12 protein-coding genes and 1 pseudogene are annotated in these 12,975 nt (G+C 60.3%); 11 read left to right on the top strand and 2 right to left on the bottom strand.

Annotated elements, in window-relative coordinates; all coding sequences use genetic code 11:
• Positions 1 to 320: 320 nt before the first annotated feature.
• From puuE to LVD08_RS26465, 8 genes are all read left to right on the top strand, one after another.
• Entirely contained in the window at positions 321 to 1,247 is a 927-nt protein-coding gene (gene puuE / locus LVD08_RS26500) for an allantoinase PuuE (RefSeq protein ID WP_096797017.1), read from the top strand.
• Positions 1,244 to 1,759 carry a 2-oxo-4-hydroxy-4-carboxy-5-ureidoimidazoline decarboxylase gene (uraD, locus tag LVD08_RS26495; protein WP_247269665.1) on the top strand — a complete coding sequence of 172 codons (516 nt, stop codon included), beginning with the start codon at positions 1,244 to 1,246 and terminating at the stop codon, positions 1,757 to 1,759. The genes puuE and uraD overlap by 4 nt, the downstream gene beginning before the upstream one ends.
• Before the next feature lie 88 nt (positions 1,760 to 1,847).
• Complete coding sequence (gene alc / locus LVD08_RS26490) at positions 1,848 to 2,843, top strand: allantoicase (RefSeq protein ID WP_003223166.1); 996 nt, start codon at positions 1,848 to 1,850, stop codon at positions 2,841 to 2,843.
• A 117-nt stretch (positions 2,844 to 2,960) separates the two neighbouring features.
• Positions 2,961 to 3,464: an ureidoglycolate lyase gene (locus tag LVD08_RS26485; RefSeq protein ID WP_027613342.1), complete on the top strand. Its 504-nt coding sequence runs from the start codon at positions 2,961 to 2,963 to the stop codon at positions 3,462 to 3,464.
• Between the two features lie 51 nt (positions 3,465 to 3,515).
• Entirely contained in the window at positions 3,516 to 4,838 is a 1,323-nt protein-coding gene (locus tag LVD08_RS26480) for a urate hydroxylase PuuD (RefSeq protein ID WP_247269664.1), read from the top strand.
• 193 nt (positions 4,839 to 5,031) lie between these two features.
• Positions 5,032 to 6,390, top strand: a complete 1,359-nt coding sequence (locus LVD08_RS26475; protein WP_247269663.1) for a nucleobase:cation symporter-2 family protein — start codon at positions 5,032 to 5,034, stop codon at positions 6,388 to 6,390.
• 158 nt (positions 6,391 to 6,548) lie between these two features.
• A complete protein-coding gene (locus tag LVD08_RS26470; RefSeq protein WP_096797020.1) occupies positions 6,549 to 7,334 on the top strand; it encodes an outer membrane protein OmpK in 786 nt (261 codons plus the stop codon).
• A 373-nt stretch (positions 7,335 to 7,707) separates the two neighbouring features.
• Complete coding sequence (locus LVD08_RS26465) at positions 7,708 to 8,493, top strand: outer membrane protein OmpK (protein ID WP_247269662.1); 786 nt, start codon at positions 7,708 to 7,710, stop codon at positions 8,491 to 8,493.
• A gap of 123 nt (positions 8,494 to 8,616) precedes the next feature.
• Here LVD08_RS26465 and LVD08_RS26460 read toward each other — a convergent pair whose 3' ends face one another.
• Both LVD08_RS26460 and LVD08_RS26455 read right to left on the bottom strand, forming a co-directional pair.
• Complete coding sequence (locus LVD08_RS26460; RefSeq protein WP_247269661.1) at positions 8,617 to 9,789, bottom strand: patatin-like phospholipase family protein; 1,173 nt, start codon at positions 9,787 to 9,789, stop codon at positions 8,617 to 8,619.
• 35 nt (positions 9,790 to 9,824) lie between these two features.
• Positions 9,825 to 10,760 (bottom strand): lipid A biosynthesis lauroyl acyltransferase, encoded by a 936-nt coding sequence (locus tag LVD08_RS26455; protein ID WP_247269660.1) that lies wholly within the window; start codon positions 10,758 to 10,760, stop codon positions 9,825 to 9,827.
• A 117-nt stretch (positions 10,761 to 10,877) separates the two neighbouring features.
• Here LVD08_RS26455 and minC point away from each other — a divergent pair, with 117 nt between their 5' ends.
• The 3 genes and pseudogenes from minC to minE all read left to right on the top strand — a co-directional run.
• Entirely contained in the window at positions 10,878 to 11,615 is a 738-nt protein-coding gene (gene minC / locus LVD08_RS26450; protein WP_027613349.1) for a septum site-determining protein MinC, read from the top strand.
• A gap of 199 nt (positions 11,616 to 11,814) precedes the next feature.
• Positions 11,815 to 12,627: a septum site-determining protein MinD gene (gene minD / locus LVD08_RS26445; RefSeq protein ID WP_007960626.1), complete on the top strand. Its 813-nt coding sequence runs from the start codon at positions 11,815 to 11,817 to the stop codon at positions 12,625 to 12,627.
• Positions 12,627 to 12,878: pseudogene (gene minE, locus LVD08_RS26440) on the top strand (cell division topological specificity factor MinE); the annotation flags it as partial. The gene minD and the pseudogene minE, both read left to right, overlap by 1 nt.
• Positions 12,879 to 12,975 lie beyond the last annotated feature (97 nt).

Here is a 12,975-nt window from a genome sequence, read left to right as displayed (position 1 = left end):
AGCGACTGATTAAGACACTTTTAAAAAAAATTGTACACAATAAAAACGACATTTTTCACCTCACCCCCGCCATTCGGGCGTTTACCCCTGATCTGCCCCTCAAGCGCCTGCCTATTGAACCTCACAGCCATTAGCTGACTGATCAGGCAGGTTTCTTGCAGGTTTACGCCATTAGCAGCAAAAGATGACAGTCGGTGAAAAATGCGAAAATTCAGGCTTACAAATTGCGAGTAAAGTTGTATACAATCAGCCCATCGCTGTGACGCCAGCCTGTGCAGGCCGTTACACAAACCTGTCAACGAATAAGAAGGAAGACTGCAGTGAGCGCTGACTACCCACGCGACCTGATCGGTTACGGCAGTAACCCTCCTCACCCACACTGGCCGGGCAACGCGCGCATCGCCCTGTCCTTCGTGCTCAATTACGAAGAAGGCGGCGAGCGCAACATTCTGCACGGCGACAAAGAATCCGAAGCCTTCCTCTCCGAGATGGTCGCTGCTCAACCGCTGCAAGGCGCACGCAACATGAGCATGGAATCGCTTTACGAGTATGGCAGCCGCGCCGGCGTCTGGCGGATCCTCAAGCTGTTCAAGGAATTCGACATTCCACTGACCATCTTCGCCGTGGCCATGGCCGCCCAGCGCCACCCGGACGTGATCCGCGCGATGGTTGAAGCCGGTCACGAGATCTGCAGCCACGGCTACCGCTGGATCGACTACCAGTACATGGACGAGGCGCAGGAGCGCGAGCACATGCTCGAAGCGATCCGCATCCTCACCGAACTCACCGGCGAGCGCCCACTGGGCTGGTACACCGGCCGCACCGGCCCGAACACCCGGCGCCTGGTGATGGAAGAAGGCGGCTTCCTCTACGACTGCGACACCTACGACGACGACCTGCCCTACTGGGAACCGAACAACCCGACCGGCAAACCGCACCTGGTGATCCCGTACACCCTCGACACCAACGACATGCGCTTCACCCAGGTGCAGGGTTTCAACAAGGGCGACGATTTCTTCGAATATCTCAAAGACGCGTTCGACGTACTGTACGCCGAGGGCGCCGAAGCGCCGAAGATGCTTTCGATCGGTCTGCACTGCCGGCTGATCGGCCGTCCGGCGCGTCTGGCCTCGCTCAAGCGCTTCATCGAATACGCCAAAAGTCATGAACAGGTGTGGTTCAGCCGTCGCGTCGACATCGCGCGTCACTGGCACGAAACCCACCCGTACCAAGGGGCCGCCCAATGAGCCGCTTTCAAACCCTGCAACCGTCGAGCCTGAGCCGCGACGCCTTCGTCAAAGCCTTCGCCGACATCTACGAACATTCGCCATGGGTAGCCGAGAAGGCTTACGACCTGGGCGTGGACGCTTCGATCGACGAGATCGAAACCCTGCACCAGCGCATGAGCGACATCCTGTTGAGCGCCGATCACACCAGTCAACTGGCACTGATCAACGCTCACCCGGACCTGGCCGGCAAAGCTGCCGTCCAGGGCCAACTGACCGAAGCCAGCACCAATGAACAGGCTGGCGCCGGTATTCACCAATGCACGGCCGAAGAGTTCCAGCGCTTCACCGAGCTGAACGACGCCTACAAGGCCAAGTTCAAGTTTCCCTTCATCATGGCGGTAAAAGGCAGCAACCGGCATCAGATCCTCGCGGCGTTCGAAACGCGCATTCACAACTCGGTCGACACCGAATTCAAATGCGCGCTGGCGGAGATCAACAAGATCGCCCTGTTCCGTTTACTGACTCTTTAGCGAAGCCTGACCCGAGTACATCAGACGCGGAGAGTACCCAGGGTCTTGCAAGCATCCCCAGCCAACTTATTAAAGGCAGACAAGAAGAATGAAAGCTTACGCCGTACCTTTCGAGAAGTTCGTCAACCTGGCCGATGCCCGTCTGGGCACCAAAATCATCTCGGTCACCGATGACTGGTTCGCAGACGCCAATCGTCTGTTTCAGCCGACCCCGGCCGTGTGGAAGGAGGGGGTGTTCGACGACAACGGCAAGTGGATGGACGGCTGGGAATCGCGTCGCAAGCGCTTTGAAGGCTACGACAGCGCGGTAATCCGCCTGGGCGTACCGGGTTCGATCAAAGGCGTGGACATCGACACCTCATTCTTCACCGGCAACTTCCCGCCATCGGCCTCGCTGGAAGCGTGCTTCCTGGCCTCGGGCGAGCCGGACGAAAACACCCAGTGGACTGAAGTGCTGTCGGCCGTCGAGCTGCAAGGCAACAGCCACCACTACCACGAAATCAGCAATGACCAAGCGTTCAGCCACTTGCGCTTCAACATCTACCCGGACGGCGGTGTAGCCCGTCTGCGTGTGTACGGCATTCCGTTCCGCGACTGGTCGGCTGTTGGGGACAACGAACAGGTTGACCTGGCAGCAGCCCTCAACGGTGGCCGCGCCCTCGCCTGCTCCGACGAACACTTCGGTCGCATGAGCAACATCCTCAACCCGGGCCGTGGCATCAACATGGGCGACGGCTGGGAAACCGCACGTCGTCGCACCCCAGGCAATGACTGGGTGATCGTCGCGCTGGGCCATCCGGGCGAGATCGAAAAAATCATCGTCGACACCCTGCACTTCAAGGGCAACTACCCGGACACCTGCTCGATCCAGGGCGCGTTCGTCAAGGGCGGCACCGACAGCCAGATCGAAACCCAGTCGCTGTTCTGGCGTGAACTGCTGCCGAGCCAGAAGCTGGAAATGCACGCCGAACACACCTTCGTCGAGCAGATCAAGGCGCTGGGACCGATCACCCACATCCGTCTGAACGTGTTCCCGGATGGTGGCGTGAGTCGCCTGCGCGTTTTGGGCAAGGTCGCGAAGTAAGCAGTGAAACCATTCGCGAGCAGGCTCGCTCCCACAGGAGCCTGCATTCCAAATGTGGGAGCGAGCCTGCTCGCGAAGGCGTCAGAACAGTCAACACAGAATTCGGAAAAGAACAGCATGCGCACACTAACGATTGAACCGCTGACCAAAGAAGCCTTCGCCCCCTTCGGTGACGTGATCGAAACCGACGGCAGCGACCACTTCATGATCAACAACGGTTCGACCATGCGCTTCCACAAACTGGCGACGGTCGAAACCGCTACGCCTGAGGACAACGCGATCATCAGCATCTTCCGCGCCGACGCGCAGGACATGCCGCTGACCGTGAGCATGCTGGAACGCCATCCGCTGGGCAGCCAGGCTTTCATTCCGCTGCTCGGCAACCCCTTTCTGATCGTGGTCGCGCCACTTGGCGATGTACCTGTATCAGGCTTGGTCCGCGCCTTCGTCACCAACGGCAGGCAGGGCATCAATTACCATCGCGGCGTCTGGCACCACCCGGTGCTGACGATCGAAAAGCGGGATGACTTCCTGGTGGTTGATCGCAGTGGCACAGGCAATAACTGCGATGAGCATTTTTTCAAAGAGGATGAGCGTTTGATCCTCGCCCCCCACCAATAAGAGAAGGTCTGATCACTCGACAACAAGAGTGACAGGCGAGAGGTAAAGACTGTGGAAGCACATCTGTTGGAATGGCTGAACCTGAGCGTGCGCTGGGTTCACATGATCACTGGCGTGGCCTGGATCGGCGCGTCGTTCTACTTCGTCTGGCTGGAGAACAACCTCAACCGCGTCAACCCGAAAACCGGTCTGGCCGGTGATCTGTGGGCGATCCACGGCGGCGGTATCTATCACCTGGAAAAATACAAACTGGCTCCGCCGTCGATGCCGGAGAACCTGCACTGGTTCAAATGGGAAGCCTATTTCACCTGGATGTCGGGGATCGCGCTGCTGTGCGTGGTGTTCTACTCCAACCCCGTGCTCTACCTTGTGGCACCCGGCAGCGGCCTGACCGGCCCTGAAGGCGTGGCCATCGGCATCGGTTCGCTGATCGCCGGCTGGTTCATCTACGACTTCCTCTGCGATTCGGCTCTGGGCAAGAAACCCGCCCTGCTCGGCTTTATCCTGTTCGTGCTGATCATTGGCGCGGCGTATGGCTTCAGCAAGGTGTTCAGCGGTCGGGGTGCGTATCTTCACGTCGGCGCGATCATCGGCACCATCATGGTCGGTAACGTATTCCGCATCATCATGCCGGCGCAGCGTGCACTGGTCGCCGCGATTGCCGAGAACCGCACACCGGATCCGGCGCTGCCGGCCAAAGGCCTGCTGCGTTCGCGTCACAACAACTACTTCACCCTGCCGGTGCTGTTCATCATGATCAGCAACCACTTCCCGAGCACTTACGGCAGCCAGTACAACTGGTTGATTCTGGCCGGGATCGCGGTGTTGGCGGTGTTGGTGCGTCACTACTTCAACACCCGTCACGACAGCCACAAGTTTGCCTGGACCCTGCCTGTGGCAGCGGTGGGCATGATCACCCTGGCGTACGTCACCGGCCCTGCGCCGATGCCGACCGCACCGGACGTGGCCAAGGCGCCAGCAAAAATCGAGTACCAGCCATTGCCGGAAACGGCACTGGGCGGTGGCGCGAAACCGGCTGAAGCGGCGGCACCTGCAGCGCCAGCCGCTCCGGCTGCCCCTACTGCGGCACCGGCGCAAGCGTCCAACGCAGGTCCTGCGTTCGACAAGGTGCACAACGTGATCCAGGAGCGCTGCGCGGTCTGCCATTCGGCCAAACCGACCAGCCCGTTGTTCAGCGCGGCGCCCGCCGGTGTGATGTTCGACACCCCCGAGCAGATCCGCCAGAACGCGGCGCGGATCCAGGCGCAAGCCATCACCACGCAGATCATGCCACTGGGCAACATCACGCAGATGACCCAGCAGGAACGTGACCTGATCGGTGCATGGATCGCGCAGGGAGCCCAGACCAACTAAGCAACACAAATTGTGGCGAGGGAGCTTGCTCCCGCTGGGTCGCGGAGCGGCCCCTCTCTTTGCCTGAAGAGCAGGGACTGCTACGCAGTCCAGCGGGAGCAAGCTCCCTCGCCACAGACCTGATGCAAAGAAACAGCTGTGAGCCACCCGGCAGCTGTTCAATCACAAGAATAAAAAAGATCCGAGGTGTTGCATGTCCGAGCTGTCCAAAGCGCGCATCCCCGACGCACCCGCCATTCAGCGTTTGCCCCTTTTGCAACTGATCCTGGTCGGTTTGCAACATGTTCTGCTGATGTACGGCGGTGCCATCGCGGTGCCGTTGATCATCGGACAGGCCGCTGGCCTGAGTCGTGAAGAAATTGCCTTCCTGATCAACGCCGACCTGCTGGTCGCCGGTATCGCCACCATCGTCCAGTCGCTCGGCATCGGCCCGATGGGCATCCGCATGCCGGTGATGATGGGCGCCAGTTTCGCGGCGGTCGGCAGCATGGTCGCCATGGCCGGCATGCCCGGTATCGGTCTGCAAGGGATCTTCGGTGCAACCATCGCCGCTGGGTTCTTCGGCATGCTCATCGCGCCGTTCATGTCCAAGGTCGTGCGTTTCTTCCCGCCGCTAGTGACCGGCACAGTCATCACCTCGATCGGTCTGTCGCTGTTCCCCGTGGCCGTGAACTGGGCCGGTGGCGGTGCCGCTGCGGCGCAATTCGGCTCGCCGATTTATCTGGCCATCGCCGCTCTGGTACTGGCCACCATTCTGCTGATCCACCGCTTCATGCGCGGCTTCTGGGTGAATATTTCCGTGCTGATCGGCATGTGCCTGGGCTACGTGCTCTGCGGCGCCATCGGCATGGTCGACCTGAGCGGCATGGCCAGCGCGCCATGGGTTCAGTTCGTCACCCCGCTGCACTTCGGCATGCCGAAATTCGAACTGGCGCCGATCCTGTCGATGTGTCTGGTGGTGGTGATCATCTTCGTCGAGTCCACCGGGATGTTTCTGGCGCTGGGCAAAATCACCGGCCAGGAAGTCTGCCCACGGATGCTGCGGCGCGGCCTGCTGTGCGATGCCGGCGCCTCGTTCGTCGCCGGTTTCTTCAACACGTTCACCCATTCCTCGTTCGCGCAGAACATCGGCCTGGTGCAGATGACCGGCGTACGTTGCCGCTCGGTGACCATTGTTGCCGGCGGTTTGCTGATCGTGCTGAGCCTGCTGCCGAAAGCGGCATTCCTGGTGGCGTCGATTCCGCCGGCGGTGTTGGGCGGTGCGGCGATCGCGATGTTCGGCATGGTTGCTGCCACCGGGATCAAGATCCTGCAAGAAGCCGACATCGGCGACCGGCGTAATCAACTGCTGGTGGCGGTGAGCATCGGCATGGGCCTGATCCCGGTGGTGCGTCCGGAGTTCTTTGCGCATCTGCCGCTGTGGATGAGCCCGATCACCCACAGCGGCATTGCCATGGCCACCCTCAGCGCGCTGACGTTGAACCTGCTGTTCAACATCCTCGGCGGCGCTGAACGCACAGCGATCAACGACTGCCACGCACATCAGCATTAACGGAATCACTACAAAACCTGTGGGAGCGGGCTTGCTCGCGAAAGCGGTATGTCATTCAACATTTGTATCGACTGACACGCCCCATTCGCGAGCAAGCCCGCTCCCACAGGGACTGTGCAACACCCTGCCTCAACAATAAAAACAAGAGGGAGCAACCGATGATTCGCACGCAAACCAGCGTTCTGTTGAGTGGCGGCCTGCTGGCCGCGAGTCAGGCCATGGCCGGCGATTTACTGCTGTGGCAGACCAACAGCCTGAGCTACCTGTACGGCAAGAACTTCGCGATCAACCCGTCGATCCAGCAGACGGTGACGTTCGAGCACGCCGACAAGTGGAAGTACGGCGACAACTTCCTGTTCGTCGACAAGATTTTCTACAACGGTCAGGAAGACCGCAACAAAGGCCCGCACACCTTCTACGGCGAATTCACCCCGCGCTTCTCGTTCGGCAAGATCTTCGACCGGAAAATCGAGTTCGGCCCGATCAAGGACGTGCTGCTGGCGATGACCTACGAGTACGGCGAAGGCGACAGCGAGGCCTATCTGATCGGCCCCGGCTTCGACCTGAAAGTGCCCGGTTTCAACTACGTGACCCTGAACATCTTCCGCCGCCAGACCGAAGGCCCGCGCCCCGGGGACGGCGTCTGGCAGATCACCCCGGGCTGGTCGTACAGCGTGCCGCTGGGCAATTCCGACCTGTTGATCGACGGCTATCTGGACTGGGTGGTCGACAACGATCAGAACTCGCGCGGCACCTACCACGCCAACCTGCACATCAATCCACAGATCAAATACGACCTCGGCAAAGCCCTCGGCTGGAGCCACAAGCAGCTGTATGTCGGCACCGAATACAGCTACTGGAAGAACAAATACGGCGTCGAAAGCAGCCACAACCTCGACACCAACCAGAACACCGCCAGCCTGCTGGTGAAGGTGCACTTCTGAGATGGCCCGCAACCGTGCCCCATACCTGTCGTCGGTGCTCTGTTGCGGGGCACTTGAGAGCTGGCCGAGGAGTCAGTATTCTCCGCGGCCTCTTGAATTCGGTCTAAAAAAAAGCCCGGATTTAATTCCTGACCGACAAGCCAACTTATCCCGGCCCCGGTCAGTACCGAGGCATCCCGAAAACACGCGCAATCGACTGTTTTTCAGCAGCCGAACGGGCGTTTTTTTGCTTTTCGAAAGCGTTGGCCCAGCTCTTGCTATCACCAGCGAAGCTGACCGATCGGATGACTTTTGCAGCGACGAAAAAAGGCGCCACACCAGAGCGCCGATCTTAAAAAAATAAACGTGGAACACCTACTTTGGGAGCAACCGAATGAAACGTATGTGCACCAGCCTGATGCTCGCGGGATCGATGCTGGCCGGCGGCGAGGCCATGGCCGACGGCCTGCTGCAATGGCAGAACAACAGCCTGACCTACCTCTACGGCAAAGACTTCAAGGTCAACCCGGCGATCCAGCAGACCGTCACCTTCGAGCACGCCGATGCCTGGAAGTACGGGGACAACTTCCTGTTCGTCGACAAGATCTTCTACAACGGCAAGCCGGATGGCGGCGTCGGCAACAACACTTACTATGGCGAATTCAGCCCACGCCTGTCGCTGGGCAAGATCCTCGACCAGAAGATCGAATTCGGCCCGGTCAAGGATGTGCTGCTGGCGATGACTTACGAGTTCGGTGAAGGCGACGTCGAGTCGTACCTGATCGGCCCGGGTTTTGACCTGGCGATTCCAGGCTTCGACTACTTCCAGCTGAACTTCTACCAGCGCCACACCGAAGGCTCGCGCGCCGGTGACAACGTCTGGCAGATCACCCCGGTCTGGTCCTACACCATTCCGGTTGGCGACTCGAACATCCTGATCGACGGTTTCATGGACTGGGTGGTCGACAACGACGTCAACAGCAAAGGCGAGTACCACGCCAACCTGCACTTCAACCCACAGGTCAAATACGACCTGGGCAAGGCGCTGAATTTCGGCGAGAAGCAGCTGTATGTCGGTGTTGAATACGACTACTGGAAAGACAAGTACGGGATCGACGACACCCGTGCGTTCACCACCAATCAGAACGTGACCAGTTTCCTGGTGAAGTTCCCCTTCTGATCTTGGTATCGCGGGCGTCTGCAAGGACGCCTCCGCGAGCAACCCCGCCCCCCCACTGTTTTTGTGACCGACACAGAACCAGTGTGGGAGCGGGCTTGCTCGCGAATGGCTTCAGCACAAATATCAGGCCGGAACGAGCGCCTCGGTGATCCCGAGAAACCGGCACAGCTCCTCACGCTTGGCCAACGCATCGCGCCGTCCCAGGTCGATCAGCTCGCTGCAATACCCCGCCTCGAACAGCAGATAACTCAGCACCCCTGCCCCACTGGTCTTGGTCGCCCCCGGCCCACGCAAAAACAGACGCAACGCCGCCGGCAATTCCTGGCGATGTCGCGCTGCGATTTCATCGATCGGCTGACTCGGCGCAATCACCAGCACTTCCACTGGCGACACGCCCAACTCACGAGTCGGCACGCCCTCGGGCATCAGGTGGCTGAACTGGTTCAGACGCTGCAGCAACTCGATGTCGCTCTCCAGACTGTCAATGAACGTGCTGTTGAGCATGTGTCCGCCAATCTGCGCCAGCGTTGGCTGCTGACCGGTATAGGCGCGCTCCAGCGGCTGCTGCGGATCAAACCCGCGCGGGTTGCCGCTGACGCCCACCACCAGCACCCGACTCGCACCCAGGTGCAGCGCCGGGCTGATCGGCGCCGACTGGCGTACCGCGCCGTCGCCGAAATATTCCTCACCGATTTTCACCGGGGCAAACAGCAACGGGATCGCCGAACTGGCCAGCAGGTGATCCACCGACAATTGCGCCGGCACGCCGATCCGCCGATGGCGCAACCACGCATCGATCGTGCCGCCGCCCTGATAGAAGGTCACCGCCTGCCCCGATTCGTAGCCGAACGCGGTCACCGCCACCGCATGCAATTGCTTGCGCGCGATGGATTCGGCGATACCGGGCATGTGCAGTTTTTCATTGAGCAGGTCGCGCAGCGGCGAACTGTTGAGCAGCGCCACCGGCAGTTGCCGACCGATGCCGAGCAGGCTGTGACTGACAAAGCGGCTGGCTTGACGGATCACCCCCGGCCAGTCACTGCGCAACACCCGATGGCTGCGAAAGCCCTGCCAGAACAGCGTAAGGCGTTCGATGGCGGCGCGAAAATCGGTGGCACCACTGGCCAGGCTGACCGCATTGATCGCCCCGGCCGAAGTGCCGACGATCACCGGAAACGGATTGTCCGCGCCCAGCGGCAGCAATTCGGCAATCGCCGCCAGCACCCCCACCTGATACGCCGCCCGAGCCCCGCCGCCGGAAAGAATCAAACCTGTGACCGGTTCCGCTGGGCTCATCGCAACGCTCCATGGTGCTTGAAAGGGTAAGTGAATCAGCCGCGCCGTTTCGGGTAAAGCTTCGGCTCGCCCGGTGGACGGCTCTTGAAGCGGCGATGCGCCCACAAGTATTGCTCAGGGCAGGCACGCAGCGCACTTTCCACCCACTGGTTGATGCGGATGCAGTCGGCCTCTTCGGTTTCACCCGGGAAGTCTTCCAGCGGCGGATGGATCACCAGCCGGTAACCGCTGCCATCCGCCAGACGCTCCTGAGTGAACGGCACCACCAGCGCCTTGCCCAGACGGGCAAACTTGGTGGTCGCGGTCACGGTCGCCGCCTGAATGCCGAACAGCGGCACGAAGATGCTTTGCTTGGCGCCGTAGTCCTGATCCGGTGCGTACCAGATCGCCCGGCCCGAACGCAGCAGCTTGAGCATGCCACGCACGTCGTCACGCTCCACCGCCAGCGAATCGAGATTGTGCCGCTCACGGCCCCGACGCTGGACGAAGTCGAATAACGGGTTTTTGTGCTCGCGGTACATGCCATCGATGGTGTGCTGCTGGCCGAGCAACGCGGCGCCGATTTCCAGGGTGGTGAAGTGCGCGGCCATGAGGATCACGCCCTTGCCTTCGCGCTGGGCCTTTTGCAGATGCTCCAGGCCTTCGACATGCGCCAGTTTGGCCAGACGCTCACGGGACCACCACCAACTCATCGCCATTTCAAAAAAAGCGATGCCGGTGGAGGCGAAGTTTTCCTTGAGCAAGCGTTTGCGCTCGGCGGCGGATTTTTCCGGGAAGCACAGCTCGAGATTGCGCTTGGCGATGCGCCGCCGGTCGCCGGCCACGCGATACATCAATGCGCCCAAAACACGACCGATCGTCAGTAAAACCGCATATGGCAAATGCACGACCAGCCACAACAGCCCCAGACCGCACCAGAGCGGCCAGAAGCGGGGAGAAAGAAAGGCTCTTCGAAAACGCGGGCGATCCATTAAAGCTTCCGTAAATTCAGTGGCCGCGCATTCTACATCGTTCGACCCGGCTTGCGGCTCGCGGGCGTTCTCGTTATAAGTCTCGGCACTTTTAGTGACAAGCCGTTGTATGCCGATATGAGCCAAAACGAATCGCCAGACCGAGATCCCGTGTTCCAGTTGAAGGGCAGCATGCTGGCCATCACGGTGCTGGAACTGTCCCGCAACGACCTCGACAGCCTTGATCGGCAACTGGCCGCCAAAGTCGCCCAGGCGCCGAATTTCTTCAGCAATGCACCGCTGGTCCTGGCGCTGGACAAACTGCCGCCCGGCGAAGGCGCGGTGGATCTGCCCGGCCTGATGCGCGTATGCCGCCAGCATGGTCTGCGCACCCTGGCGATCCGCGCCAGCCGTATCGAAGACATCGCTGCCGCCATCGCCATCGACATCCCGGTGCTGCCGCCGTCCGGCGCCCGCGAGCGACCGCTGGAAGCGCCGGAACCGGAAGTCAAAAAGAAGCCGGAAAAGCCGCCGGAGCCAACGGTCAAACCGACCCGCGTCATCACCACGCCAGTACGTGGTGGCCAACAGATATATGCCCAGGGTGGCGATCTGGTGGTGGTGTCCTCGGTCAGTCCGGGGGCGGAACTTCTGGCCGATGGCAACATCCATGTATACGGCCCGATGCGCGGTCGCGCACTGGCCGGCGTCAAAGGCGACACCAAGGCCCGGATTTTCTGTCAGCAATTGAGCGCTGAACTGATCTCCATCGCCGGGCATTACAAGGTTTCCGAAGATTTGCGCCGCGATCCACTGTGGGGCTCCGGCGTCCAGGTCAGCCTGTCGGCCGACGTGTTGAACATCATTCGGCTTTAACGGATACTGCCGCATTTTCCAAGCATCTCTAAAACGTAGCGAAAACGGCTCAAACGAAGTAGGAAAAAGGAACAAGCAGCGTTTGCCCCCGGCAAGTGCGACTTGCGCCGAATTCCAGCCAAGGCTGTCCGACTGCAGTAGTTTTCAAGAGATGTTTTTCAGGGGCTAAAAAGTCCTTCTTCCTTAGGGGTGAAACACCTTGGCCAAGATTCTCGTGGTTACATCCGGCAAGGGTGGTGTGGGTAAGACCACCACCAGCGCCGCTATCGGTACCGGCCTCGCTCTGCGCGGCCACAAAACAGTGATCGTCGACTTCGACGTGGGCCTGCGTAACCTCGACCTGATCATGGGTTGCGAGCGTCGCGTGGTGTACGACTTCGTCAACGTGGTCAACGGCGAAGCCAACCTGCAGCAGGCCCTGATCAAAGACAAGCGCCTGGAAAACCTCTACGTGCTGGCCGCCAGCCAGACCCGCGACAAAGACGCGCTGACCCAGGAAGGCGTGGAAAAAGTCCTGATGCAGTTGAAGGAAGACTTCGACTTCGTGGTCTGCGACTCCCCGGCGGGCATCGAGAAAGGTGCGCACCTGGCCATGTATTTCGCCGACGAAGCGATCATCGTGACCAACCCGGAAGTGTCCTCGGTACGTGACTCCGACCGCATGCTCGGCCTGCTGGCCAGCAAATCGCGTCGTGCCGAACTCGGCGAAGAGCCGATCAAGGAACACCTTCTGCTGACCCGTTACAACCCGCAGCGCGTCAGCGATGGCGAAATGCTGGGCGTCGAAGACGTGAAGGAAATTCTGGCCGTGACCCTGCTGGGCGTCATCCCTGAGTCGCAGGCGGTCCTGAAGGCTTCCAACTCGGGCGTTCCAGTGATTCTCGACGACCAGAGCGATGCCGGTCAGGCGTACAGCGATGCCGTTGATCGTCTGCTGGGCAAAGAAAAAGAACATCGTTTCCTCGATGTTACGAAGAAGGGATTCTTCGAGCGCCTGTTTGGAGGTAGGTAATGAACCTTTTTGACTTCTTTCGTGCCAACAAAAAGCCAAGTACCGCCTCGGTAGCGAAAGAGCGTCTACAGATCATCGTGGCGCATGAGCGCGGCCAGCGCAGCACGCCGGATTACCTGCCAGCCTTGCAGAAGGAACTGGTCGACGTGATCCGCAAGTACGTCAACATCGGCAACGACGACGTACATGTTGCACTGGAAAGCCAGGGCAGTTGCTCGATTCTGGAACTCAACATCACCCTGCCCGATCGCTGGGTCGATCCGGCAGGAACGACGGGGGGGACCAGGCCCACCCCCCCCCCGGAGGCGGCACGGGCCCCGCCGCGCTTGGTTTGGAGGCTGCTTGAGT

Source organism: Pseudomonas sp. YL2 (genome assembly GCF_023063025.1).
Taxonomy (GTDB): domain Bacteria; phylum Pseudomonadota; class Gammaproteobacteria; order Pseudomonadales; family Pseudomonadaceae; genus Aquipseudomonas; species Aquipseudomonas putida_A.
Note: the sequence above shows the minus strand (reverse complement) of the source record. Positions and strands in the feature narration are given on the sequence as shown.

Bases quoted from the DNA above. Each gene is read 5' to 3' on its own strand.
- uraD (WP_247269665.1), top strand. From the start codon at position 1,244: ATGAGCCGCTTTCAAACCCTGCAACCGTCGAGCCTGAGCCGCGACGCC.
- alc (WP_003223166.1), top strand. From the start codon at position 1,848: ATGAAAGCTTACGCCGTACCTTTCGAGAAGTTCGTCAACCTGGCCGAT.
- LVD08_RS26485 (WP_027613342.1), top strand. From the start codon at position 2,961: ATGCGCACACTAACGATTGAACCGCTGACCAAAGAAGCCTTCGCCCCC.
- LVD08_RS26475 (WP_247269663.1), top strand. From the start codon at position 5,032: ATGTCCGAGCTGTCCAAAGCGCGCATCCCCGACGCACCCGCCATTCAG.
- LVD08_RS26470 (WP_096797020.1), top strand. From the start codon at position 6,549: ATGATTCGCACGCAAACCAGCGTTCTGTTGAGTGGCGGCCTGCTGGCC.
- LVD08_RS26465 (WP_247269662.1), top strand. From the start codon at position 7,708: ATGAAACGTATGTGCACCAGCCTGATGCTCGCGGGATCGATGCTGGCC.
- LVD08_RS26460 (WP_247269661.1), bottom strand. From the start codon at position 9,789: ATGAGCCCAGCGGAACCGGTCACAGGTTTGATTCTTTCCGGCGGCGGG.
- LVD08_RS26455 (WP_247269660.1), bottom strand. From the start codon at position 10,760: ATGGATCGCCCGCGTTTTCGAAGAGCCTTTCTTTCTCCCCGCTTCTGG.
- minC (WP_027613349.1), top strand. From the start codon at position 10,878: ATGAGCCAAAACGAATCGCCAGACCGAGATCCCGTGTTCCAGTTGAAG.